The following is a 24,655-nucleotide window of genomic DNA, read 5'->3' on the forward strand; positions in this document are numbered from 1 at the left end:
TAGGCGGATGATGTGGCGGTGACCGGAGACCACCGGGTCGCGTTGTTCGACGCGGCCGGCCTGCACCGCCTCGTCGAGGTGCTGATCGAGCGGGGCTACCGCGTGATCGGTCCGACGTTGCGGGACAACGCGATCGTGCTCGCCGAACTCGAGTCGGCCGACGACCTGCCGCGCGGCTGGGGCGTCGACGTCGCCCCCGGGCACTACCGGGTACGCCGCCGCGACGACGACGCGGTCTTCGGCCACTCGGCAGGCCCGCAGTCGTTCAAACAGTTCCTGCACCCCCCGCGGCAGCGGATGTGGTCCGGCACCCGCGACGGGGCCGGCGACGCTGACGAGGAAGTCCCGCGCTATGCGTTCCTGGGGGTGCGCGGGTGCGACCTGGCCGCGATCGCCACCCTCGACGGCGTGCTCGGCCGCCCGGACTACCCGGACCGCTCCTTCGTCGGCCGCCGCCGGCAAGCCTTCGTCGTCGCGGTGAACTGCACCGAGCCGGGCGGGCTGTGCTTCTGCGCGTCGATGGGCACCGGCCCCGCGGCCGGGCCGGGCTACGACCTGGCGCTGACGGAGCGGCTCGGGGGCGACGCGCCGGACTACCTGGTCGACGTCGGCAGCCCCGAGGGCGCCGACGTGCTGGCGGCGGTTGCGCACCGCGACGCCGATGGTGACGAAATCACCTCTGCGCGTGGCGAAGTCGAGGCCGCGTCGCATCGCATGGGCCGCCACATGCCGGACACCGATCTGCGGCAACTGCTGATCGAAAACCGCGAATCGCCGCAGTGGGACGAGGTCGCCGACCGCTGTTTGACCTGCGGCAACTGCACGATGGTGTGCCCGACCTGCTTTTGCACCACCACCGAGGACGTCAGCGACCTCACCGGCGAGCACGCCGAGCGCTGGCGCCACTGGTCGTCGTGCTTCGAATTCGACTTCACCTACGTGCACGGCGGCGGCAGCGTCCGGCAGTCCGGCGCCTCGCGCTACCGGCATTGGCTGACCCACAAGCTGGGCAGCTGGCACGACCAGTTCGGCATGTCGGGCTGCGTCGGCTGTGGCCGCTGCATCGCGTGGTGTCCGACCGGCATCGACATCACCGCCGAGATGAACAAGATGGCCGGCGATGAGTGAGCCGGCGTCGGCGATGGCGCCCGTCCCGTACCGGGTGCGCAGCCGCGTGGTGGAGAGCCCCGATTCGGCGACGCTGTGCCTGGAGCCCGTTGGCGAGGCGCTGCGCATCCCGCAACCCGGGGAGTTCATGATGCTCTACGCGTTCGGGGTGGGCGAGGCCGCGATCTCGATCAGCGGCGACCCGTCGGTGACCGACGGGTCGATCACGCACACCATCCGCGCCGTCGGGGCGGTGAGCCGCGCGCTGCACGACGCCGAACCGGGCAGCGTCGTCGGGGTCCGCGGCCCGTTCGGCACCACCTGGGGGCTCGACGAAGCCGCCGGACGGGACCTGGTCATGGTCGCCGGCGGGGTGGGCCTGTGCCCCCTGCGTCCCGCGGTGCTGGGTGCGCTGGCCGGGCGCGCCCGCTACGGCAAGGTGACGCTCGTCGTCGGCGCCCGCTCCCGGGCCGATTTCGTGTTCGTCGACCAGCTCGAAAAGTGGGCCCAGGAGCCGCAAATCGAGCTGCACGTCACCGTCGACGTCCCGGTCCAGGGCTGGAGCGGCGAGGTCGGCCTGGTCACCGAGCCGCTGCGCCGGCTCACGCTCGACCCCGCCCGCACCACCGCCTTCCTGTGCGGGCCGGAGCCGATGCTGCGATTCGGCGCCGAGGCCTTGCTCGCCAAAGGCATTGCGGCGCGGGATATTAGGGTGTCGCTGGAACGCAACATGCAGTGCGGGGTGGGCTGGTGCGGTCACTGCCAGTTGGGCCCGCTGCTGCTGTGCCGCGACGGCCCCGTCGTCGGCTACGACGTCGCCGGCCCGTTGCTCGCCGTGAAGGAGCTGTAGATGAGCCCAACCACGTTGGCCGTGTGGAAGTTCGCCTCCTGCGACGGCTGCCAGCTGACGCTGCTGGACTGCGAGGACGAGCTGCTCACCCTCGCCGACCAGGTGCAGATCGCCACCTTCGCAGAGGCGTCCAGCGCGATGGTCGGCGGGCCCTACGACGTGTCGCTGGTCGAGGGCTCGGTCACCACCCACCACGACGAGCAGCGCATCCGTGAGATCCGCGAGCAGTCCAAGGTTCTGGTCACCATCGGCGCGTGCGCCACGGCCGGGGGAGTGCAGGCGCTGCGCAACTTCGCCGACGTCGCCGAGTTCGCGTCCGTCGTCTACGCCAAGCCCGAGTACGTCGACACGCTGGCCACCTCGACGCCGGCCTCGGCGCACGTCAAGGTCGACTACCAGCTGCCGGGCTGCCCCATCGACCGCGGTCAACTGCTCGACACCCTCGCGGCGCTGCTGATCGGGCGCAAACCGCGGCTGCCGGCCAAGACGGTGTGCACCGAGTGCAAGCTGCGCGGGGTCACGTGCGTCGTTGTCTCCGAGGGCATCCCGTGCCTCGGCCCGGTGACGCACGCGGGCTGTGGGGCGCTGTGCCCCCGGCACCATCGCGGCTGCTTCGGCTGTTTCGGCCCGTCCGCGGTGCCCCGGACCGCGACGCTGATCCCGCTGCTGCGCCGCGACGGGATGTCCGACGGCGACGTCGACCGGGTGTTCTCGACGTTCAACGTCACCACCTTCAACGCCGAGCGGAGCCGCCCGTGACCGAGTCAAACCGCACGCTGAGCGTCGGCACGCTGACCCGGGTCGAAGGCGAGGGCGCGCTGCACGTCACGCTGAAGGACGGGGCCCTGGACAGCGTGCAGCTCAACATCTACGAGCCGCCGCGGTTTTTCGAGGCCTTTCTGCGCGGGCGCGCCCACACCGAGCCGCCCGACCTGACCGCGCGGGTCTGCGGCATCTGCCCGGTCGCCTATCAGGTCAGCGCGTGCAACGCGATCGAAGACGCCTGCGGCGTCCGGGTGGACGACGAGCTGGTCGCGCTGCGGCGCCTGCTGTACTGCGGCGAATGGATCCACAGCCACGTCCTGCACATCTACCTGCTGCACGCGCCGGACTTCCTCGGCTATCCCGACATCATCGGGATGGCGCGCGACCACGCCCAGGCCGTCGAGCGCGGGCTGGCGCTGAAGAAGGCGGGCAACCAGCTGATGGAGTTCGTCGGCGGGCGCGCGATACACCCCGTCAACGTGCGGCTGGGCGGATTCTATTCGGTGCCAACGCGATCAGACTTCAAGCCGATCGCCGAGACGTTGCGCCACGCGTTGGAGGGCGCGCTGGCGACCGTCGAATGGGTGTCCGGTTTCGAGTTCCCCGACCTCGAGCTCGACCACGAGTTCCTGGCGCTCGCGGCGCCGGGCCGGTACCCCATCGAGGACGGCACGATCGCGCGCAGCGCGGGCCCGTCGTTTCCCGTGGCCGACTTCACCGCGCACGTCGCCGAGTCGCAGGTGCCCTACTCCACCGCGCTGCACGCGACCCTCGACGGCGGACGCTATCTGACGGGGCCCCTGGCGCGGTTCTCGCTGAACTCGGCGACGCTGTCGCCCGTCGCTGCGCAGGCCGCCGCCCGGGCCGGGCTGACGGGCGGATGCCGAAACCCGTTCCGCAGCATCGTCGTCCGCGCCGTCGAGGTCGTCTACGCGATCGAGGAGGCGCTGCGGATCATCGGCGACTACCAGCGGCCGTCGCGCCCCTTCGTCGACGTCCCGGCGCGGCCCGGCGTAGGGCACGGCGTCAGCGAGGCGCCCCGCGGCCTGCTGTATCACCGCTACCGGATCGGCGAGGACGGGCTGGTTTCCGCGGCGACGATCGTCCCGCCGACCTCCCAAAACCAGGCGGCCATCGAGGCCGACCTGGCCCGCCTGGTGTCCGGCAACCTCGCCCTCGACGATGCCGCGCTGACGGCGTTGTGCGAGCAGTTGATTCGCAGCTACGACCCGTGCATCTCGTGTTCGGCGCACTTCCTGAAGCTGACGGTCGACCGGCGATGACGGCCGGGGTCGTCGACGCAGTCGTTATCGGCCTTGGCAATCGCTACCGCCGAGACGACGGCGTCGGCATCGTGGCGGCCGACGAGCTGGAGCGGTTGGGGCTGAGCGGGGTTCGGGTCGTCACCGACATCGCGGAGCCGATGAGCCTGCTTCAGGCGTGGTCGGGGGCGCGGTTCGCCGTGGTGATCGATGGCGCGGTCGGGTCGCCGCCGGCGCCCGGCCGCGTCCGGCGCTGCGCCCTGGGCGACGTGGCGTCCGGCGACGGCCTGAGTTCGCACGGCATCGATCTCGTGCGCACCCACGCCCTGGGCGAGGCGCTCGGTCGGGTGCCGGCCGAGCTGGTGTTGCTCACCGTCGAAGTGGCCGACACCGGTCATGGCGTCGGCTTGACCCCTCCCGTCGAGCGCGCGGTTGCCGAGGTGGTCGACATGGCGGTGGGCGAGATCGGGCGGGTCGCCGCTCATGGGACTTAGGGCGAGCGCGGTCGCGGCGCGCGGTCGCCAACGCGTCCTGGTCGGCGCGGGCGTCCCGGCGGCCCGCTTCGGCAGCGTCGCGATCCTGCTCTGCGCCCTGGGCTGGTTGGCGCTGTTGGCGGTGCGCGAGTACCTCGGCTACGAGCGGGCCGCCCCGGGCCGGTTCGGATGGTCGGTTGCGCTGCTGGCCGCGGCGGCCCTGATCGCGCGCGGCATCTTTTTGGGCCGGCCGGTTACCGCCGGGCACGCGACGGTCGCGGCCGCCGCGGCGGGCGCGGGCGTGTCCGCGCACTTCCTGTCATATGGCGCGCTCGGGAACGTCCTCATCGCGGTCAGTGGGCTCGCGCTCATGTCGCCGACGACGGCCAAACCGCAACCGGAGCTGCTGGATCGGGTCTGGGCGCTCGTCGACGCCACATCCGGCGACGCGCTGGCGCCCTTTGCCCTGCACTCGAGCAAGAGCTATTACTTCAGCGCCGAGGGCTCCGCGGCGATCGCGTACCGCACCCGGCTCGGCTTCGCCGTCGTCAGCGGCGACCCGATCGGCGACGCCGCCCAATTCGAACCGCTGGTGGCAGATTTCGTCGGCATGTGCCGAAGCCGGGGGTGGCAGATCATCGTGCTGGCCGGCGGGGAGCGGCACCTGGGGCTCTGGCGCGACGACGTGGTCGGGCACAAGATGCTCGCGGTGCCGATCGGCCGCGACGTCGTCGTCGACGTCCGCCGCTTCACGTTGCGGGGGCGCCGCTTTCGCAACCTGCGCCAGGCGGTGCAGCGGACCCGCAACGGCGGAGTCACCACGCAGATCGTCGACGAGCAGGAGCTGGACGCCGCGCTGACGGCCGAGCTGACCGAGGTGCTCTACGCCGCGCACCGCGCGGCGCGCACCGAACGCGGGTTCTGCATGAACCTCGACGGGGCCCTGCGGGGCCGCTACCCGGGGGTCAAGCTGGCGATCGCGCGCGACCGGCGCGGGCGGGTCGTGGCGTTTCATCGGTACGCGACCGCCGATGCGGGGCGAGAAGTCAGCCTCGACGCGCCGTTTCGCCGCCCGGACGCCCCGAACGGCGTCGACGAGCGCCTCAGCGCAGACATGATCACCGATGCGAAAAGCAAGGGGGCGCTGCGCTTTTCGCTGGCGTTCGCCGCCTTTCCGGAGATCTTCGATGCCGCCCAACCCGCCGCGGCGCAGCGGGTCGCGTATCGGTTGATCCACCTGCTGGACCCGTTGATCCGGCTCGAGTCGCTGTACCGCTATCTGCGCAAGTTCCATGCGCTGGCGCAGCGGCGCTACGTGGTGCTCTGCGCCCACCACATCCCGGCGGCGCTGCTGGTGTTGCTGTCGCTGGAGTTCCTGCCGCGCCCGCGGCGCCACCGGCTGGTGCGATGAGTCAGGCGCGCTCGCGGCTGCCCAGCAGCGGCGGGCCGAACCGGAACCGGCGGCCGGTGACCACCTCGGGCATCACCCGCACGTAGTGGGTCTTCTCGGTCGAAGTCCACGGCAGCAGCTGGGCGCGTTCGGCCTCCTCGATCTGCTCGTCGGTGCGCAGCGAGCGCGCCCGGCCCTTGACGATGACGCTCCAGCCCTCGGCGACGTTGTGGTCGTCGACCTCGAACAGCACCCGGTTGTTGATCGCGGTGCTGACCAGCTTGGTGCCCTCCGCGGTGCGAAACAGCACGGTGCGGTTCTGGACGGCGTAGTTCACGGGGAAGATCTCGGGCTGGCCGTCCACGCTGGTGACCAACCGTCCCAGCGTGACGCCGGCCATCAGGTCCCAACACTCGTGCACCGGCAGGATGGTCACCACATCATCGGTCCCGGACATCAGCCACCCTTCTTCGATGGGTCAAAGTTCTTCAACCACTTGGCGGTTCGTGCAAGTGTAGCTAGTGGACGCGCAGCACGTGGTCCGGCGTGCGCCTTGGGGTGGGCGGGGGAACGGCCTCCATCGGCGGCGCTATGCCGGCGCGGATCAGCACCTGCGGCTGGCCGCCGTCGGCGAGCACGCCGCGCACGATGTCGCGGCTTTCGTCGAGCTCGATCAGGTGGGTCAGCGTGCAGGTCGCCAGGAACGCCATCGTGCACTCCAGCAACACGGTCGACAACACCTCGCCGCACCGCAACACGTCGGCACGGGTGTCCCCGGGGGTGGACAGCACCAGGATCTTCGACCAGTCCACCGCGACCTCGGGACGCCGGTCCGCGTGGGTCCGGACCGGGAATTCGCGCGCCACGTCCACCCGGCCGCTTTCCTTGTCGGACAACAGCGCGGGGGGCGGCACGCCCGCGTGCGACGCGAACGGCGAAGTCCACCACTCGAGTTCGGCGTGATAGGACGCGTCGTCGCGGCGCAGCGCCTCGGTGAGCCGGGAGGCCTGCGCCAGCGTGGGTCGCGCGTCGTCGGCGAGCACGTCGAGCGTCACCTCGCTCTCGTCCAGGGTGCTGCGCAGGACGGGCTCGAAGAGGTGCCAATAGGTGGGCTCGCCCATCGGGAGCCGGTCGGTGCGGCGATGCAGGATCGCGTTGGCGCGGTCGCGCTGCGCGCGCGTGACAAGCTCGACCGGACGGAATTCGATCGTCGCGAGATGGTTCGGGTCGTTGGGGTTGGGAAACCGTTCGGTCTGAGCGCCCCAGCCCGCGGCGAGCATCGCGACCCGGACATGATCGAGCGCGGCGCCACAGCTGAGGATCGCTTCCCGGCCGGAACGGTCGGTGCCCGGCACCGTCCGGTCGCGGTCGACGAACAGGTGCAGGGCGCCATCCTCGGCCACCCACCGCCACGGCTGGCTGTTGTGCACCGAGGGAGCCCGGCACGCGAGCTGCACCGCCCTTGTCAGGGTCGGTGCGTCCGGCGTCGCGTTCATACCTCGACGGTAGGCGTCATCCGGGCCGGCGGCCAGGGCCGTTCGACCCAGCCCGCGGGGGTCATTCGGATGCCGAAGGGCCCCAACGGGCCTAAGCCGAGGCGTTCTTTTCGACGTAGCCGACCACGTCGGCCAACGTCCGCAGCGACGCGTAGTCCGATTCGGGGATGTCCACGTGCAGCCGGCGGTGAATGCCGCGCAGGAAGCTCAGCCAGTCCATCGAATCGAGGTCGACCTGGTCGCGCAGCAGGACGTCGTCGCGGATGTCGCCTGGCTCGACTTCGGGGGCAATCGTGGTCAGCACGGACAGCACCGCCGAGCGGGTGTCTTCGTTCGTCGTCGTCATCGTGAGCTCACTTTTCTAAGAGGTCGGGCTGGCCGAGCAACTCGTTGATGGCTTTCAGGAACAGAGCCCCCCGGTGGCCGTCACTCGCCCGGTGGTCGGCGGCGAGCGTGGCTTGCACCGTGGGGACCACGCGGATCCCGCCGTCGATGACGCAGACGCGTTGCGCCGGCTGGCCGAAACCGACCAGCGCCACCTGCGGCGGGTAGATGACACCGAACACCGCGTCGACGCCTTGGTCGCCGAGGTTGGTGACCGTAATCGTCGGATCCGACATTTCGGAGCTCCGCAGCGAGAAGGAGCGCGCCCGCGCGACCAGATCGGTGAGGTCGTCCATCAGCTCGTCGAGCTTCTTCTCCGGGACGTCGTGGATGGCCGGTGCGACGAGACCGCCGCCGCGCAGCGAGATCCCGACCCCGACGTGGACCCCGTTGGCGGGTTGGAAGCCGTCGTCCCGCCAAAACCCGTTGAACTCGCCGAACCGCTGCGCGGCGACGCCGACGGCCTTCAATAGCAGGACGGCCGGCAGGACGCGTTCGTCGATGGAGCGCTGCGCGTTGCGGGTGGTCAGCCACGTCAGCGCGTTCTCCAGCACGATCTCCTCGGCGAGGTAGTAGTGCGGGATCTCGCGCTTGGACCGGCTCATCGCCGCCGCGATCGACTTGCGCATCAGCGCCGCGCGGTCGGCCGGCTTGGTCTTGGCCGGGGGCTCGGCCGCCGGTTTGGCGGCGCGCCGGGCGGCGGCGGCGTGCGCGAGGCCGGCGGCCGGGTGCTCGACGTCGCTGATGGTGACGGCGCCCTGCGGACCGGTGCCGCTCACCGCGCCGACGTCGACGTGCAGCGATTGGGCCAGCCGGCGCGCGGCCGGCGAGACCCAGCGACGATGTTGCGGGGCGCCGGGGGAGGTGACGGCCGGATGCGGCTGGGACGGCGCCGCCGACGGTGTGGTGACCTCGCGCGCCGCCGGCCGGGGCTTTTCGGCCCGCTTTTCCGCCTTCTCGCCGGGGGCCAGCAGCGTCGCCAACGGGGCGCCCACTTGGACGGTTTCACCCACCGGAACAAGCAGCTCGCTGACCGTCCCCTCCTGCCAGCATTCGACTTCCACCGCGGCCTTGGTCGTCTCCACGACCGCGACGATCTGCCCGCGGGTGATCTTGTCGCCGGGCTTGACCAGCCACTCGTTGAGCGTGCCCTCGTCCATGTCGGCGCCCAGCGCCGGCATCGTGAACTCGATCATTGCCGTTCACCGAAGAGGTTCTGGACGGCCGCGACGATCTGGGCGGTTTGCGGCAGGGCCGCCTGTTCCAGGTGCTTCGCGTACGGCATCGGGACCTCGGCGCTGCACACCCGGGCGATGGGGGCGTCCAGGTCGTAGAAAGCGCCCTCCACGACCCGCGCGGTGATCTCCGCGGCGAGACTGCCGCTGCGCCAGGCCTCGTCGACGACGACGAGGCGATGCGTCTTGCGCACGGAGTCGAGGATGGTGTCCTCGTCGAGGGGCCGCAGGATCCGCAGATCGATCACCTCGCAGTCGATTCCGGCCAGCGACAGCTCGTTGGCGGCGTCGAGCGCCTTCCAGAGCGAGCCGCCGTAGGCCGCCACCGTCACATCGGTGCCGCTGCGCCGGACGGCCGCCCGCCGGATGTCGGTGGGCCCGAGGTCGTCCTCGATGTCCGACGAGGTGTTGTAGAGCTGGACGTGCTCGAAGATCACCACGGGGTCCGGATCGGCCAGCGCCGGGCCCAGCATGCCGTAGGCGTCCTCGACGGTGGCGGGTGCCAGCACCTTGATGCCGGGGATGTGGGCGTACCAGGGCTCCAGGCTGTGCGAGTGCTGGGCGGCGAGCTGGCGCCCGGCGCCCGTGGCCATCCGGACGACGAGCGGGACGGAGAACTGCCCGCCCGACATGTGGCGAAGGGCCGCAGCGGTGTTGACGATCTGGTCGAGCGCCAGCAGGCTGAAGTTCACGGTCATGACTTCGACGATCGGGCGCAGCCCGCCCAGGGCGGCCCCGATTCCGATCCCGACGAAGCCCAGTTCCGACAGCGGGGTGTCGCGCACCCGCTCGGGCCCGAATTCCTCCAGCAGGCCCTTGGACGCCGCGTACGTTCCGCCGTACCGCCCGACGTCCTCTCCCATCAGCACGACGCGCGGGTCGTCGCGCATCGCGTCACGCATGGCGTCGTGCACCGCGGCGCGGTAGGTGGTCTTCGTCGTCTTCATCGCGCCGCCTCCGCGGGTGTGAGGACGTCGCGTTCGAGATCCGCCACGTCCTCCCATGTTCCGGCCTCGGCGAAGGCCACCGCGGCCTCGATCTCGGCGGCGGCCGCGTCCTCGATCTCGCGCACATCGTCCTCGGACAGTGTGCCGTCGCCCAGGCACTTCTCGGTGAACGAGCGGATCGGGTCGCGGTGCCGCCACTGCTCGACCTCGGCCTTCTCCCGGTACAGCTCGGGGTCGAACATCGAATGCGCCCGGAACCGGTAGGTGCGGAACTCGATGAAAAACGGCCCGCCGGTGTCGCGGACGTGGTCGACGCCCTGCTGCGCGGCGACATGGCACGCCTCGACGTCCATCCCGTCCACGGCCATCGTGGGGACCCGGTACGACGCGGCCTTGACGGTGAGGTCGGTCTGCGACTGCGCCCGGTCCAGGGCGGTGCCCATCGCGTAAAGGTTGTTCTCGCAACAGAACAGCACCGGCAGGTTCCACAGTGCGGCCATGTTCAGCGACTCGTGAAACGCGCCCTCGGCCACCGCGCCGTCGCCGAAGTAGCAGGCCGTCACCCGCTTCTGCTGCAGCATGGCGTCGGCCAGGGCGATGCCCACGGCCAGCGGCAGGCCGCCGGCGACGATCGCGTTGCCGCCGTAGAACCGCTTGGACGCGTCGAACAGATGCATCGAGCCGCCGCGGCCGCGCGAGCAGCCCTCCTGCTTGCCGAACATCTCGGCCATGATCGAGGTCATCGGGATGCCGCGCAGCAGCGCGTGCGCGTGCTCGCGGTACGTCGCGACCACCGCGTCGTCGTCGGCCAGCGCGCGCAACGCACCGGCGGCGACGGCCTCCTCACCGACATAGAGATGCAGGAACCCGCGAATCTTGGCCGCGCTGTAAAGTTCCGCGCATTTCTCCTCCATGTGGCGCACCCGGATCATGTCGGACAACAGCTCATGGGCCAGCTTGGTGTCAGTCATGACGGCACCCCCTCGGGGTGGTGGTCCGGGTGTCTTTCGATCGTGGAGGTATCGCCCTCGGGCAGCCCCAGCTCTCGGGCCTTGAGCAGCCGCCGCATGATCTTGCCGCTGCTGGTGTGCGGCAACGCGTCGACGAACTCGATCTCCTTGGGCGCCACGGTGGCCCCGAGCCGCTTGCGCGCGTGACCCAGCAGCTGCAGGCGCAGGTCCTCGTCGGCGATCACGCCATTCTTCAGCGTGACAAAGGCTTTCACCATCTCCCCGACGGTCGGATCGGGGATGCCGATGACGGCCGCTTCGGCGACCGCCGGGTGATCGGTCAGCGCGCTCTCGACCTCGAACGGCCCGATCAAATGCCCCGCGGACTTGATCACGTCGTCCTTGCGCCCGACGAACCAGAAGTAGCCGTCGGCGTCCCTTTTCGCCAGGTCCCCGGTCAGGTAAAGCCCGTCCGCGAAGCTGTTGCGGTACCGCTCCTGCGCATTGAGGTAGCCACGGAACATCGACGGCCAGCCCGGCTTGAGCGCCAACTCGCCCTCGACGTCCGGCTCGTCGACGACCTCGGTGGTGCCGTCGTCGTTGTGGCGCACGATGAACGCGTCGACGCCGGGCAGCGGGCGGCCCATGGAGCCCGGCTTGATGTCGAACGCGGGGGTGTTGGCGATCATGATGCCGCCGGTCTCGGTCTGCCACCAGTTGTCGTGAATGGGCAAGCCCAGCACCCGTTTTCCCCACCAGACCGCTTCGGGGTTGAGTGGCTCGCCCACGCTCGCGACGAATCGCAGGCGCCCAAAGCTGTACTGCGCGGGCAGTTCCGGGCCCGCCTTGATCAGCATCCGTATCGCGGTCGGCGCCGTGTACCACACCGACACGCCCTGGTCCTGCAGGATCTGATACCACCGCTGGGCGTCGAACTCGGCTTCGTCGACGATCGAGGTGACCCCGTGCAGCAGCGGGCTGATGATGCCGTACGACGTTCCGGTCACCCAGCCGGGATCCGCCGTGCACCAATAGGTGTCGTCGGGATGCAGGTCCAGCGCGTACAGGCCGGTGACATAGTGCATCGTGACGGCGCCGTGCACGTGGATCGCGCCCTTCGGCGTACCGGTGGTGCCGCTGGTGAAGTGCAGCAGCGACGGGTCGTCGGCGGTGGTGGGTTCGATCGGCGTGTCCTCGTCGGCCGCCTCCACCCAGCCCCAGAAGTCGAGCGTCCCGGGTGGCGGGCCGCCGGCCCGACCATCGTCGACGACGAACACGTGCCGCACCGACGGCAGTCGATCGCGGATCTTGGCGATCTTGCGGTCGTAGAGCGCGCGGGTGGTCACCAGCACGTCGGCCTGCCCGATGTTGACCCGCGTGGCGATCGGCTCGGGCCCGAAGGCGGAAAACAACGGCGAAACCACACTGCCGTTGCGGAGCGCGCCCAGCATCGCGATGTAGAGCTCGGGGGAGCGGTTCATGATGGTGAACACCCGGTTGCCCCTGTTGATCCCGAGCGAACGCAGCGCGCCGGCGAACCGTTTGACGAGCCGGCCGAGCTCGGCGTAGCTGAGGTCGCGCGTGGTGATCGCGCCGTCCCAGCCGCCGTCGGTGATGAAACGCAGCGCGGTGCGGGTGGCCGTCGGGCCCTCGGCGTGCCTGTCCACCGCGGCGTAGGCGATGTTGCACCTGCCCGGTCCCATGCCCTCGCACAGCGCGGGCACGTCGGACCAGTGGAACTGCGCGCGCGTGCGTTCGTAGTCGGTGAGGTTGGGACGGACGGCGTAGTCGTCGGGCGTCTTGCGGATGACATCCATGGGGGGCCCTTTTCTTCTCGTCTGGGCACCCCCATCGTTTGCCGGGCCCTCGATTCCGCAATAGAGACGAAAGTCATCAAACGGACGCGGGCCCATCGACCTCGTGCAGGGGACCAAGGACCCTGGCGCGCGGTGCGCACATGCCCGAAGGTCGATGTGGGGCAGGAAGTGAGTGGGCGAATGACGCAGACGATGGTGGACATCGGCGTGATCACCGGCGCCGTCGAGTTGGCGTGCCGAGCTCCCTCCCTGCACAACATCCAGCCCTGGCGCTGGGTTGCGGGCGGCACGAGCGTCGAGTTGTTCCTCGACCCGGATCGAACGGTCACCGCGACCGACAGGTCGGGCCGCGAGGCGATCATCAGCTGTGGCGCCGCGCTCGATCACTTTCGCGTCGCGATGGCCGCGGCGGGGTGGGACACCAACGTCGATCCATTTCCCAACCCGAACAACCTCGATCACCTCGCCTCGGTCGACTTTGCCCCGGTCGACTTCGTGGCGCAGGCACGGCGGGACCGCGCCGACGCGATTGCGCATCGGCGGACCAGCCGGCTGCCGTTCGGCGCCCCCAAGCATTGGGGATCCTTCGAACCGGTGTTGCGGAGCACCTTTGACAAGGACGCTGTCTTCCTCGACGTGCTGACCGACAACGCGCGCCCGCAGTTGGCCGACGCGTCGCGGCTCACGGACTCGCTGCGCCGCTACGACGATTCGTATCAGCACGAATTGCTCTGGTGGACATCGCCGTTGCGGGAGGCGGAGGGCATACCCGACACCGCGCTCGTGTCGCAGTCGGACGCCCGCCGGGTCGACGTCAACCGCCGGTTTCCCGTCGACGCGTCCGACGAGCGCAGCTCGGCGGGCACCTACGACCAGGCGAAGATCCTCGTGCTGTCCACCCCGCTGGACACCCGCGCCGACGCCCTGAATTCCGGCGCGGCGCTGTCGGCGATCCTGCTGGAGTGCACGATGGCCGGACTGGCGACGTGCCCGGTCACTCACCTCACGGAGCTGGTGTCCAGCCGGGACATCATCGCCGATCTCACCGGCCGTCGCGCGGCGGTGCCCCAGGTTCTGATCCGGGTCGGCGTCGAACCCGAGGGCGAGCCGGAGCCCGCGCCGACCCCGCGGCGGCCGTTGACCGACGTGCTGGAGATTCGCCGGCCATGAAAGCGAAAGTCGGGGACTGGCTGGTGATCAAGGGCGGCACGATCGGTCGCCGGGACCTGCGCGGGCTGATCACCGAGGTCGGATCGCCGGAAGGCGAGCCGCCGTACCAGGTTCGGTGGCTGGACACCGACGAACGGGCGACGGTGTACCCGGGTCCGGACGCGATCGTCGTCACCGCGGCCGAGCAGCAGGCCGCCGACGAGCGGGCGCGGTCACGGTTTGTCGCGATGCAGGCGGCCATCTCCGCCCAGGCCCATGGCCACTGAAACGGCCTCGCTGCCAAGCGGTCCGCCGATCCTGACCGACGGCGACGTCGACGCGCTCGCGTGGCAATTCCTGCACTCGTCCTACGCCTGCGACGACTACGCCGATTGGCCGCTGGATCGCCGCCTCGACGGCTTTCTCCGCCGCGAGGGGCTGGTCCGGCTCGTCGAAGACGGCGACACCTACGGCCTGATCCTGGACCGGGTGATGGCCTACATCGCCGCTCGGGCCCGGCTTTCCGACTAGCGATCGCGCTTTGAAGAAGCGAAATCGACATTAGCGTGCATCTCTCTTGAACTTTTCCGCGCTGGCGTCGATCTCGACAAACACTCGCCGCGGGCCCGGCTTTCCGACTAGCGATCGCGCGGCGACGAACGACCCGCAACGCCGGGACTTCGGTCCCTATCGCCGAGTGCGGTCGACTGATCGGATGGCACCATGACCAGAGCAGCCGACGCCACCCGGCGCTCGCCGCGGCGGGTGTTCCGCGACCGCCGCGAGGCCGGCCGGGTGCTGGCAAGCCTTCTCGGCGCCTACCGCGACCGGGGGGACGTGATCGTCCTCGGCCTGGCGCGCGGTGGGGTCCCCGTCGCATGGGAGGTGGCGGCCGCGCTGCGCGCCCCCCTCGACGCGTTCATCGTGCGCAAGCTCGGCGCCCCCGGCCACGAGGAGTTCGCGGTCGGCGCCCTGGCGAGCGGGGGTCGGGTCGTGGTGAACGACGACGTGGTGCGGGGTCTGCGCATCACACCGCAGGAACTGCGCGCGATCGCCGAGCGCGAAGGACGCGAGCTCGTCCGCCGCGAGGCGGCCTACCGCGACGGACGGCCGCCCGTCGAGGTGGCCGGCAAGACCGTCATCCTCGTCGACGACGGATTGGCCACCGGCGCAAGCATGTTCGCGGCGGTGCAGGCGCTCCGCGAAGCCGAGCCCGCGCACATCGTCATCGCCGTGCCCGCCGCGCCCGAATCGACCTGCCGGGAGTTCGCCGGCCTCGTCGACGACATGGTGTGCGCCTCGATGCCCACCCCGTTCCTCGCGGTGGGGGAGTCGTTCTGGGATTTCCGCCAGGTCAGCGACGACGAGGTGCGCCAGCTGCTCGCCACCCCGACGACCGGTGCCGCGGCGGCCCGGCCGGCGGCGCGGACCCCGGCGGAGGTGGTTCGCGGCGTGGCCATCGACGCGCCCCAGGGTCTGCCGCCCCGCGAGGCGCTCGAGGAGCTGATCGGCGACGCGCGGGTCGTGTTGATCGGCGAAAGCTCGCACGGGACACACGAGTTCTACGAAGCCAGGGCCGCCATCACCAAGTGGCTGATCGAGGAGAAGGGCTTTTGCGCCGTCGCGGCGGAGGCGGACTGGCCCGACGCCTACCGGGTCAATCGGTACGTGCGCGGGCTCGGGGACGACAAGAGCGCCGATGAGGCGCTGAGCGGATTCGAGCGCTTCCCGGCCTGGATGTGGCGCAACACCGTCGTCAGCGATTTCGCCGACTGGCTGCGCGCCTACAACCGGCTGCACGAGTCGAACGGCCGTCGGCAGGCCGGCTTCTACGGCCTGGACCTCTACAGCCTGCACCGGTCCATGGGCGAGGTGATCGCCTACCTGGACAAGATCGACCCGACGGCGGCCGCGCGGGCACGGGAGCGGTACGGCTGTTTCGACCACACCTCGGCCGATGACGGTCAGGCGTACGGCTTTTCGGCGGCGTTCGGCGCCGGCCCCTCGTGCGAGCAGGAAGCGATCGAGCAGCTGGTCGAGATCCAGCGCAACGCACTGGCCTATGCACGCGCCGACGGGCTGCTGGCCGAGGACGAACTGTTCTACGCCGAGCAGAACGCGCAAACGGTCCGCAACGCGGAGGCGTACTACCGCGCGATGTTCAGCGGGCGCGTCACGTCGTGGAACCTGCGCGACAAGCACATGGCGCAAACCCTTGAGGCGCTGCTGACGCACCTGGACCGCCACAGGGACGTTCAGGACGCGCCCTCGGCCCGAATCGTGGTGTGGGCCCACAACTCTCACGTCGGCGACGCGCGGGCGACCGAGGTGTGGGCCGACGGGCAGCTCACGCTCGGTCAGCTGGCGCGGCAGCGCTACGGCGATGACGCGCGCCTGATCGGGTTCAGCACGTATGCGGGCACGGTGACCGCCGCCAGCGACTGGGGCGGCGCCGCCGAGCGGAAAGTCGTGCGCCCGGCGCTGGGCGGCAGCATCGAGGAACTGTTGCACGAGACGGGCCACAGCGCGTTCTTGGTGTCGGCGCTGCTGAGCCCCGAAGCCACCGAGCCGCTCAGCGCGGTTCGGCTGGGACGGGCCATCGGCGTGATCTACCGACCCGAGACGGAACGGCAAAGCCACTACTTCCACGTCCGGCCCGCCGACCAGTTCGACGCGATGATCCACATCGACCAGACCCGCGCGCTCGAGCCCCTCGAGGTGACCAGCGTCTGGGTCGCCGGCGAAACGCCGGAGACTTACCCGACCGGCCTGTAGCCGTCCCGACGACCCGGAGTGACCATGCAGACGCCCGCACCGCCGCCTGCGAGCCGGCCGCAAATCGTCACGTTGACCATGAATCCGGCTCTGGACATCACGACGAGCGTCGACGTCGTGCGCCCGACGGACAAACTGCGCTGCGCGGCCACCCGGTACGACGCGGGGGGCGGCGGCATCAATGTCGCGCACGTCGCCTATGTGCTCGGCGGATCGGTGCTGGCGGTTTTCCCCGCGGGCGGAACGACCGGTGGCCTGATCGCGAAGCTGCTGGGCGACGAGGGCGTGCCGTTCTGGCAGGTCCCGATCGCCGCGGCCACCCGGGAGAGCTTCACCGTCAACGAAGCCACCAGCGGCCAGCAATACCGGTTTGTGCTGCCGGGGCCGCAGCTGACCTTGCGCGAACAGGCGCATTGCCTCGAGCAACTGCGGACCGCGGCCAAATCGGCCGAGTTCGTGGTGGCCAGCGGCAGCCTGCCGCCGGGCGTCACCGCCGACTTCTACCAGCGGGTCGCCGACATGTGCCGGCAACTGGGCGTCCGCCTCATCCTGGACACCTCCGGCGGCGGCCTGCGGCACGTGTCCTCCGGGGTGTTCCTGCTCAAGGCGAGCGTGCGCGAGCTGCGGGAGTGCGTCGGGCGCCCGCTGGAAACCGAGGCCGAGCAACTCGGCGCCGCCCACGAACTCGTCGATGACGGCCGGGCGGAAGTGGTGCTGGTGTCCTTGGGATCACACGGCGCGCTGCTCGCCACACGGCATGGCAGCCAGCGCTTTTCAGCGGTTCCGATGCCGGGGGGCAGCGGCGTCGGGGCCGGCGACGCGATGGTCGCCGCCATCGCGGTCGGCCTCTGCAGGGGCTGGCCACTGGTCAAAGCCGTGCGGCTGGGCATCGCCGCGGGTGCGGCCATGCTGATGACGCCCGGAACGGCCTCCTGCAGTCGGGCCGATGTGGAGATGCTCTTCGCGGCCACCGCCGAACCGTGCGACATCCCTACTGACGAACGGCTTCCCAGATAAGGCCTAACGACTCCTGTCCGACGAGCGGCGGCGCAATAGCCTGAGAGGGAGTGGAACGAGTCAGGAGCCGACATGAACCAGCTGGACGCCAAGTCGGTGGTCGTGGGCATCAACGGTTCGCAGGCCGCGGTCAACGCAGCGAAGTGGACGATCGAAGAGGCGGTGAGCCGGCAGCTGCCGTTGCGCCTCGTCTACGTCATCCCCCGACGGGGGGCGGAATTCGGGTCGGCGCCCATTTCCGAGTGGGAGCTCGAGCGCGCCGAAACGGCGCTGTCCCAGGCGGAGTCCGCCGTGCAGAAGGCGAAAAAGCCGGTCGAGATCGACACGGCCGTCCTCTCGGGCGATCCCGGGCAGGTGTTGATCGATGAATCGCACGACGCCGCGCTGGTCTGCGTGGGCACCTCGCGGCGGGGCTGGGCGTCCGACGGATTGCTGGGGCCGACGGCCACCGCGCTGGTGGCCGAAGCGCAATGCCCGGTCGCGATCATCCGAACCAATCCCGACGGTTCGCCGACCGAGCTCGGGGTGATCGCCGTGGTGCTCAACGACGAGCCGGACAACGACGAAGTCGTGCACCAGGCCATGGAGCAGGGCCGACGCCGCCACGCCACCGTCCGCCAGATCGACCGGCGCCTGAACAGTTGGGTCCGGCGCTACCCGGACGTGCACGTCCAGACCGTCGCCGCGGGCACCGGGGTGAAAACCGGCGAGAAGCACACCGGCGCCATCGAACTGGCGGTGGTGGGGAGCGCCGACGCCGCCGAGATCGCCGGTCTGGCCACCCCGAACTGCCATCCGATCGTGGGCTACCCCGACTGTTCGGTGCTTGTGGTCCGCCACTAGAGCCATTTCGATGCCAGAGTTGGCCATTCCGCAATCGGTCGTCGTCGGCATCGACGGCTCGAAGTCGGCGATGCGGGCGGCGCTCTGGGCGATCGACGAGGCGGTGAGCCGTGACGCGCCCTTACGCCTGTTGTGCGCGGCCGAGCCGGGCGACACGCGAGAGGCCGCAGCGACGTCGATTCGCCGCGCCGTCAAGGCAATTGAAGCCGCGGGCAAGCCCGTCAAGATAGAAACCGAAGTCGTCCCGGGGCGGGCGATCGGATCGCTGATCAGCGCGTCGGCGTCGGCGGCCATGGTGTGCGTCGGCGCGGTCGGCTTGCGCCACTTCCAACCCGGCCGGATGGGTTCCGTCGCGGCCGCATTGGCGATTTCCGCGCGGTGCCCGGTGGCGATCATTCGAGGCCGCGACGGCCGCCCCGCCGCGGATTCCATCCTCGTCGAACTGGACGGGTCGCCCGACAACGGAGTCCTGCTGGGCGCCGCCGTCGAGGAGGCCCGGCTGCGCGGCGCGGCCGTCCGGGCGATCATCTGCCGCCGACCCGCGCCGCAAGGCCAGGCCGAGGACGATCGCCGGGCGCTTGCCGGCCTGGACCGCCGGCTGGCCCGGTGGAAGCGCCGCTATCCGGACCTGCGGGTCGACTCGACGGCCGTGCACGGCGGCCTGCTCGAGTACCTGACCTACCACCGGAGGTCCGTCGGGTTGGTCGTTGTCGGCGCCCGCAACGGTCAGCAGGTGCGGGAGCTCCTCGGCCCGGCCGGCAGCGCCGTTCTCCAGGACACCGACTGCTCGGTGCTGATCGTCGATCAGCAGCACTTGTGAGCCCGGGCAACCATAAAACTGTGGGATATTGAGGCGGGGCTTCACGGCCGTTGCCTCACCCGCCCGGCAGAAAGAATTCGTCATGGTCAAGGTCTTCCTCGTCGATGACCACGAAGTGGTCCGGCGCGGCCTCGCCGATCTGCTCGCGTCGGACCCCGAGCTCGAGATCGTCGGCGAAGCCGGGTCCGTGTCGGAGGCCAAAGCCAGAATTCCGGCGCTGCGCCCGGACGTCGCCGTCCTTGACGTGCGCCTTCCCGACGGGAACGGCATCGAATTGTGCCGCGACCTGGTGTCCGACATTCCGGACCTGCGCTGCCTGATGCTGACCTCCTTCACCTCCGACGAGGCGATGCTCGAGGCGATCCTGGCGGGTGCCAGCGGCTACGTCGTCAAGGACATCAAAGGCATGGAGCTGGCCCACGCGATCAAGGAGGTCGGTGCCGGTAAGTCGTTGCTGGACAACCGGGCCGCCGCCGCGCTGATGGCAAAGCTGCGCGGCTCCACGGAACGGGAAGACCCGCTGTCGGGGCTGACCGAACAGGAGCGGACGTTGCTCGGGCTGCTCAGTGAAGGTTTGACCAACAGGCAGATCGCCGCGCGGATGTTTCTCGCCGAGAAGACCGTGAAGAACTACGTCTCGCGTTTGCTGGCCAAATTGGGCATGGAGCGGCGGACGCAGGCGGCGGTGTTCGCCTCCAAGCTGGATCAGCGGTCCGGCCGGCCCACGGAGGGGCCGCCCGGCTAGTCCGGGTTTGCTGTGAGGTCGGCTTCACGTCGCCGGCGGCCAGCTGGCGCGCGGTCGGTCACCTTGGGTGCTTTACCCCCAGGGGTTAAGCTGACCCCAGGCATCTCGCGTCGCTCAATTTCTACGTTTCGGCTTGCCCGGCGCGGGCTGCCCCATCGCTGAAGGCGTCGTGGAGGTGCAGGTCGGGTGGCCGGCGACGAACGCAGCTCGGCTTTTGCCGGGCTTGGCCAACGTGGGCTGGTCAGCAGGATGCATGCCCAGCTCGACGAGCTGCTGGCCGCCCGCGACCAGATGGAGCACCTACTCCGCGTCTTCGTGGACATCGGCGGGAACGTCGGTGACCTCGACGCGACCCTGCACCGGATCATCGCCGCGGCCAGGGAGCTGACGTCGGCCCCCTACGGCGCGATGGCCATCCGTGATCCCGACGGCAACCTGCTCAGGTTCATCCACGAGGGAATGGACGCCGAAACCGTCAAGCTCATCGGGCATCTGCCGGTGGGCAAGGGGCTGTTGAGCCTGTCGCTGCTCGACACACCGGCCCTGCGCGTGGACGACCTGACCGAGCACCCGGCCGCCGTCGGGTTTCCCGAGCACCACCCGCCCATGCGGGGCTTTCTCGCGGTGCCGATCACCATCCGCGACATCGTGTTCGGCAACATCTACCTGACGCACGTCGACCCCGACCGGGTGTTCTCCGAGTCCGACGAGGTCGCCGCCCGGGCGCTGGCGTTCGCGGCCGCGGCCACCATCGACAACGCGCAGCTCTTCGAGCGGGAGCGGATGTCGGTGAAGTGGATGGAGGCCAGCCGCGAGATCACTACCGCCCTGCTGTCCAGCACCCAGCCGCACCGGCGGCCGATGCAGCTGATCGCCGAGAGCGCGCGGATCCTGACCGGCGCCGAGCAGGCGATCGTGCTGGTCCCGGCCGACGCGGACGTGCCGGACGACGAAACCGACACGCTGGTGGTGTCCGCCGCGGTGGGGGTGCACGCCGAGGAGGTCATGGGCCGGCGGGTCCCGGTCGACGAGTCCAGCAGCGGCGCGGTCTTCCGTTCCGGCAAACCGCTGATCACCGAGTCGCTGCAGTACCCGATCCAGGCATTCACCGATGTCGGGCAGCGCCCTGCCATCTTGATGCCGCTGCGGGCCGACGATCGGGTGGCGGGGGTGATCGCGATCGCCCGCGCCGCCGACCAGCCACCGTTCGACGAGAGCTACGTCGACCTGGTGAGCGACTTCGCCACCCATGCCGCGATGGCCCTGCTCCTGGCTGCCGCGCGCGACGACGCGCGCCAGCTGACCATCCTCGCCGAGCGGGAGCGCATTGCGCACGATCTGCACGACCATGTCATCCAGCGGCTGTTCGCCGCCGGGATGGACCTGCAGGGCACGCTGGCCCGGGCGCGGTCCCCGGAGGTGGCCGAGCGGCTCAACCGCACCCTCGACGACCTGCAGACCATCATCGAGGAGATCCGCACGACGATCTTCCAGCTCAAGTCCCCGTTGGGAAAGAACGGCGACTTCCGGCAGCGGATTCAGCAGGTCGTCGCCGACCTGACCGAGAATCGCGAGATCGTCACGACGATGCGGCTGCACGGACCGATGACCGCCGTAGCCGATGAGCTCGCCGAGCACGCCGAAGCGGTGACCGCCGAGGCCGTCAGCAACGCGCTGCGCCACTCGGGCGCCTCGCGACTGACCGTCGAGGTCGACGTCGCCGACATGTTCGTCCTCGACGTGAGCGACAACGGCTGCGGCATCCCGGCCGACAACTCGCGGCACAGCGGCCTGGCCAACATGAAGCACCGGGCGGAACGGCTCGGCGGCAGCTGCGAGATCAGCAATCCGCTGGAGGGCGGCACCCGGGTCCACTGGGTCGCGCCGCTCTCCGGGCAATAATCCGGACCGTGCGGGACCAAATCCGCGGGGGTGGGGTCCAACGGCCCCTGCCGAACCGCCCCGCCGCCGAATAACGTCGTTCATCATGGGCGATCAGGCGGTGGAATTCGCGGCGACGGCCCGGCTGCTCGACGGGCGGGTGGTGGCGCTGCGCCGGCTCGGCGCCGACGACGGCGCGGCGGTCCTGGCGCTGCACCAGCACCTGTCCGACCACGACCGCTACTTTCGTTTTTTCACGCTGCAGCCGGTGGAGCTGGCCGAACTCGTCGGCAAGCTGACCGAGCCCCCCGACGGGTTGTGCGCGCTCGGCGCGTTCGACGCCGGCCGGCTGATCGGTGTGGCCCACTACGTCGTCGTCCGCGAGGCGCCGAAAGCCGCCGAGTTCGCCATCGTGGTCGCCCATGAGGATCACTCGGTCGGCGTGGGCACGGCCTTGCTCAGGCAGCTCGCCCGCGTCGCCCGGGTGCACGGGATCGGGCGCTTCGTCGCCGACGTCCTGGGCGAGAATCACCTGATGCTGACGGTCGTCTTCGATCTGGGCTGGCGTTGCGAGCCGGCCGATTACGGATCGGTGCGTCACCTGGAGATCGAGCTGCCCGATGTGAGCGACGAGGATGCGAAATGTCTGACATGACAAAGAAATTCGGAGTGCTGGTGTGCGTCGACGGATCCTCGGCGTCCGACGCCGCCGTCGCCTGGGGCAGCCGCGAGGCCATCATGCGCAAACTGCCCGTCACCTTGATGCACGCCGTGGCGCCGGTCGTCGTCGGCTGGCCGGAGGGGCAACTGTATGCCGACATGCCGCAGTGGCAGCACGACGACGCACAGCACGTCGTCGATCAGGCCCGCAAGACGCTGACCGCCGGCCTGGCGGGCGCGCAGCCACCCGAAATCCGCACGGAGGTGGTCTATTCCGGCGTGGTGCCGGCGCTGGTCGAGGCCTCGACGGACGCGGCGATGGTCGTCGCGGGCAGCCAGGGCCTGGGCGCGTTGGGCCGGCTGCTGCTGGGCTCGGTCACGACGGGACTGATCCACTACGCGCGCTGCCCGGTCGCGGTCATCCACTCCAGCGAGGACGCCGCGCCTGACACCAACGCGCCGGTCCTCCTGGGCGTCGACGGATCGCCCGCGTCGGAAGCCGCGACCGCCCTGGCCTTCGACGAGGCCTCGCGCCGCGGGGTGGGGCTGCGCGCGCTGCACGTGTGGAGCGACGTCGGGGTGTTCCCCATCCTCGGGATGGACTGGCGCGACCGCGAGCGCGAGGGGCAGGAGATCCTCGCCGAACGCCTGGCCGGCTGGCAGGAACGGTATCCGGACGTGCACGTCGAGCGATTGCTGTTCTGCGACAAGCCATCCCGGTGGCTGCTCGAGGAGTCCGAACGCGCCCAGCTCGTCGTGGTCGGCAGTCGCGGTCGTGGGGGTTTTCCCGGGATGCTGCTCGGGTCGGTGAGTTCGGCGGTGGCGCAATCTGCGAAAGTTCCCGTGATTGTCGTTCGTTAGGAGGATTCGATGATCGAGCTGCTGCCGGACATGCCGGAGGGGGTGACCGGTGTCCGCGTGTCGGGTCGGCTGCGCGGCGACGAGCTGCGCCACTTCAAGCCCGAGATCGAAGAGATGCTGAACGCCGGCGAGATCAGGATCGTGGAGGTCATCGCCCCCGACTACGAGGGCTTCGGGCCAGGCGGCTTCGCCGAGGACATCAAGCTGGGTTTCGGCATGGTCTTTGCGCACCATTCGGCCTTCAAGCGGATCGCGATCGTGTCCGACAAGGACTGGGTCGGCCATGCCCTGCACGCCGTCGCGTGGATGATCCCCGGCGAGCTCGCGGTGTTCGGGCTCGAGGAGCTCGACCGCGCCAAGGAATGGGCCGCCGGTTAACCCTCGGTAGTGCGCGTCAGTCGCGGACCACCAGCACGGAACACCCGGCGGGGCCGGCGAAGTGCGGACCGGTCGAACCGACCATCCGGGCCACCTTGTCAGCGTCCTCGCTTCCCACCACCGTGAGTTGCACGGATTCCTGCGTGTGGGCGAGGAATTCAGCGGGCCCGCGCCGCGCGGCGGCCGGCATGACATGCACCTCGGGATACCGCGACACCCACGGGCCCAGCCGCTGCTCGAGCTGCCGGTAGGGGATCTCGCCCAGGCCCCATCGCCACACCCCCAGCGCCAGTATCGGTGCCCTCCGCAGCCGCGCCTCGCGGAACCCGTGCTCGAGCACCGCGTCGTTGGCCGGCGAATCGTCGACCACGACGGCGACCCAGCCGGGATCCGGCTTGGGGCCGTTGCTGCGAACGATCGCCACCGGGCATTGCGCCTTGCGCGCGACGGCATCGGCGGTCGAGCCGAGCAGCTTGCGGGCGATGCGGCCGATCCCCACGGAGCCCACGCAGACCATTGCGGCGCGGCGCGATTCGTCGATCAGGATGGCCTCCGGGGACCCCCGCACGATGTCGCATTCCACCTTGACCGGCTTGCCCGTCGCCTGCAGCGCGGCGTCGGCGTCGCGCAGGGACGCCTGGGCGTAGCCGACCTCCATGCTTTCGTCGCCCGCCGCATCGGCGGGCCGGTCCGGGATGGCATGGATCAGCCGCAACGGCACGTTGCGGCTGACCGCCTCGATGATCGCCCACTTCGCCGCGTTGATTGCCGCCTGTGAGCCATCGATCCCTACCACGATCCGCGCCGTTGCCTGCGGATGATTCATGATTCCTCCCGATCTACATGGCCT

26 protein-coding genes are annotated in these 24,655 nt (G+C 70.1%); 18 read left to right on the plus strand and 8 right to left on the minus strand.

Going from position 1 to position 24,655, the window contains the following annotated elements; translation table 11 throughout:
- Positions 1-18: 18 nt before the first annotated feature.
- The 6 genes from A5673_RS16880 to A5673_RS16905 are packed head-to-tail and all read left to right on the plus strand — an operon-like array spanning position 19 to position 5,868.
- Positions 19-1,128, plus strand: coding sequence for a 4Fe-4S dicluster domain-containing protein (locus A5673_RS16880; protein WP_068234807.1), 1,110 nt, complete (start codon positions 19-21; stop codon positions 1,126-1,128).
- Positions 1,121-1,957 carry an FAD/NAD(P)-binding protein gene (locus A5673_RS16885; RefSeq protein ID WP_068234599.1) on the plus strand — a complete coding sequence of 279 codons (837 nt, stop codon included), beginning with the start codon at positions 1,121-1,123 and terminating at the stop codon, positions 1,955-1,957. Before A5673_RS16880 ends, A5673_RS16885 begins: the two co-directional genes overlap by 8 nt.
- Positions 1,958-2,716, plus strand: a complete 759-nt coding sequence (locus A5673_RS16890) for an oxidoreductase (protein WP_068234601.1) — start codon at positions 1,958-1,960, stop codon at positions 2,714-2,716.
- Complete coding sequence (locus A5673_RS16895) at positions 2,713-4,005, plus strand: Ni/Fe hydrogenase subunit alpha (RefSeq protein WP_068234603.1); 1,293 nt, start codon at positions 2,713-2,715, stop codon at positions 4,003-4,005. Before A5673_RS16890 ends, A5673_RS16895 begins: the two co-directional genes overlap by 4 nt.
- Positions 4,002-4,478 (plus strand): hydrogenase maturation protease, encoded by a 477-nt coding sequence (locus A5673_RS16900; protein ID WP_068234606.1) that lies wholly within the window; start codon positions 4,002-4,004, stop codon positions 4,476-4,478. Before A5673_RS16895 ends, A5673_RS16900 begins: the two co-directional genes overlap by 4 nt.
- On the plus strand, positions 4,468-5,868 hold the full coding sequence (locus A5673_RS16905) for a bifunctional lysylphosphatidylglycerol flippase/synthetase MprF (RefSeq protein WP_068234613.1): 1,401 nt from the start codon (positions 4,468-4,470) through the stop codon (positions 5,866-5,868). The genes A5673_RS16900 and A5673_RS16905 overlap by 11 nt, the downstream gene beginning before the upstream one ends.
- Before the next feature lies 1 nt (position 5,869).
- On the opposite strand, the gene A5673_RS16910 is transcribed toward A5673_RS16905, so the two are convergent.
- From A5673_RS16910 to acsA, 7 genes are all read right to left on the minus strand, one after another.
- Entirely contained in the window at positions 5,870-6,304 is a 435-nt protein-coding gene (locus A5673_RS16910) for a pyridoxamine 5'-phosphate oxidase family protein (RefSeq protein ID WP_068234616.1), read from the minus strand.
- Between the two features lie 61 nt (positions 6,305-6,365).
- The gene (locus tag A5673_RS16915) at positions 6,366-7,343 is read right to left on the minus strand and encodes an NAD(P)H nitroreductase (RefSeq protein WP_068234619.1); all 978 of its coding nucleotides are present in this window, start codon (positions 7,341-7,343) and stop codon (positions 6,366-6,368) included.
- A gap of 91 nt (positions 7,344-7,434) precedes the next feature.
- Positions 7,435-7,689: an acyl carrier protein gene (locus tag A5673_RS16920; RefSeq protein WP_068234622.1), complete on the minus strand. Its 255-nt coding sequence runs from the start codon at positions 7,687-7,689 to the stop codon at positions 7,435-7,437.
- A 7-nt stretch (positions 7,690-7,696) separates the two neighbouring features.
- Positions 7,697-8,923: a dihydrolipoamide acetyltransferase family protein gene (locus A5673_RS16925; RefSeq protein ID WP_068234625.1), complete on the minus strand. Its 1,227-nt coding sequence runs from the start codon at positions 8,921-8,923 to the stop codon at positions 7,697-7,699.
- Positions 8,920-9,909 carry an alpha-ketoacid dehydrogenase subunit beta gene (locus tag A5673_RS16930; protein WP_068234628.1) on the minus strand — a complete coding sequence of 330 codons (990 nt, stop codon included), beginning with the start codon at positions 9,907-9,909 and terminating at the stop codon, positions 8,920-8,922. The genes A5673_RS16925 and A5673_RS16930 overlap by 4 nt, the downstream gene beginning before the upstream one ends.
- Complete coding sequence (pdhA, locus tag A5673_RS16935) at positions 9,906-10,880, minus strand: pyruvate dehydrogenase (acetyl-transferring) E1 component subunit alpha (RefSeq protein ID WP_068234631.1); 975 nt, start codon at positions 10,878-10,880, stop codon at positions 9,906-9,908. The genes A5673_RS16930 and pdhA overlap by 4 nt, the downstream gene beginning before the upstream one ends.
- Positions 10,877-12,676: an acetate--CoA ligase gene (gene acsA, locus A5673_RS16940; RefSeq protein WP_068234633.1), complete on the minus strand. Its 1,800-nt coding sequence runs from the start codon at positions 12,674-12,676 to the stop codon at positions 10,877-10,879. The genes pdhA and acsA overlap by 4 nt, the downstream gene beginning before the upstream one ends.
- 180 nt (positions 12,677-12,856) lie before the next feature.
- On the opposite strand from acsA, the gene A5673_RS16945 reads away from it, so the two are divergent.
- From A5673_RS16945 to A5673_RS17000, 12 genes are all read left to right on the plus strand, one after another.
- A complete protein-coding gene (locus tag A5673_RS16945; RefSeq protein WP_068234636.1) occupies positions 12,857-13,846 on the plus strand; it encodes a nitroreductase family protein in 990 nt (329 codons plus the stop codon).
- Positions 13,843-14,112: a DUF1918 domain-containing protein gene (locus A5673_RS16950; protein ID WP_068234639.1), complete on the plus strand. Its 270-nt coding sequence runs from the start codon at positions 13,843-13,845 to the stop codon at positions 14,110-14,112. Before A5673_RS16945 ends, A5673_RS16950 begins: the two co-directional genes overlap by 4 nt.
- Positions 14,102-14,356: a hypothetical protein gene (locus tag A5673_RS16955; protein ID WP_068234642.1), complete on the plus strand. Its 255-nt coding sequence runs from the start codon at positions 14,102-14,104 to the stop codon at positions 14,354-14,356. Before A5673_RS16950 ends, A5673_RS16955 begins: the two co-directional genes overlap by 11 nt.
- A gap of 192 nt (positions 14,357-14,548) precedes the next feature.
- Positions 14,549-16,600, plus strand: a complete 2,052-nt coding sequence (locus A5673_RS16960; RefSeq protein ID WP_068234645.1) for an erythromycin esterase family protein — start codon at positions 14,549-14,551, stop codon at positions 16,598-16,600.
- Positions 16,601-16,624: 24 nt separating this feature from the next.
- Positions 16,625-17,617 (plus strand): 1-phosphofructokinase family hexose kinase, encoded by a 993-nt coding sequence (locus tag A5673_RS16965; protein WP_068234808.1) that lies wholly within the window; start codon positions 16,625-16,627, stop codon positions 17,615-17,617.
- Positions 17,618-17,689: 72 nt separating this feature from the next.
- The gene (locus tag A5673_RS16970; RefSeq protein ID WP_068234648.1) at positions 17,690-18,460 is read left to right on the plus strand and encodes a universal stress protein; all 771 of its coding nucleotides are present in this window, start codon (positions 17,690-17,692) and stop codon (positions 18,458-18,460) included.
- A 10-nt stretch (positions 18,461-18,470) separates the two neighbouring features.
- Positions 18,471-19,280, plus strand: a complete 810-nt coding sequence (locus tag A5673_RS16975) for a universal stress protein (protein WP_068234651.1) — start codon at positions 18,471-18,473, stop codon at positions 19,278-19,280.
- Positions 19,281-19,362: 82 nt separating this feature from the next.
- The gene (locus tag A5673_RS16980; protein ID WP_068234655.1) at positions 19,363-20,025 is read left to right on the plus strand and encodes a response regulator transcription factor; all 663 of its coding nucleotides are present in this window, start codon (positions 19,363-19,365) and stop codon (positions 20,023-20,025) included.
- A gap of 249 nt (positions 20,026-20,274) precedes the next feature.
- On the plus strand, positions 20,275-21,927 hold the full coding sequence (locus A5673_RS16985; protein ID WP_068234811.1) for a GAF domain-containing sensor histidine kinase: 1,653 nt from the start codon (positions 20,275-20,277) through the stop codon (positions 21,925-21,927).
- Between the two features lie 85 nt (positions 21,928-22,012).
- Complete coding sequence (locus tag A5673_RS16990; RefSeq protein ID WP_068234659.1) at positions 22,013-22,561, plus strand: GNAT family N-acetyltransferase; 549 nt, start codon at positions 22,013-22,015, stop codon at positions 22,559-22,561.
- The gene (locus A5673_RS16995; protein ID WP_068234662.1) at positions 22,549-23,427 is read left to right on the plus strand and encodes a universal stress protein; all 879 of its coding nucleotides are present in this window, start codon (positions 22,549-22,551) and stop codon (positions 23,425-23,427) included. Before A5673_RS16990 ends, A5673_RS16995 begins: the two co-directional genes overlap by 13 nt.
- Positions 23,428-23,436: 9 nt before the next feature.
- Positions 23,437-23,805, plus strand: coding sequence for an STAS/SEC14 domain-containing protein (locus A5673_RS17000; RefSeq protein ID WP_068234665.1), 369 nt, complete (start codon positions 23,437-23,439; stop codon positions 23,803-23,805).
- A gap of 16 nt (positions 23,806-23,821) precedes the next feature.
- On the opposite strand, the gene A5673_RS17005 is transcribed toward A5673_RS17000, so the two are convergent.
- On the minus strand, positions 23,822-24,631 hold the full coding sequence (locus tag A5673_RS17005) for a universal stress protein (RefSeq protein WP_068234669.1): 810 nt from the start codon (positions 24,629-24,631) through the stop codon (positions 23,822-23,824).
- Between the last annotated feature and the right edge of the window lie 24 nt (positions 24,632-24,655).

This window comes from Mycobacterium sp. E3198 (assembly GCF_001667015.1).
In the GTDB taxonomy this organism is placed as follows: domain Bacteria; phylum Actinomycetota; class Actinomycetes; order Mycobacteriales; family Mycobacteriaceae; genus Mycobacterium.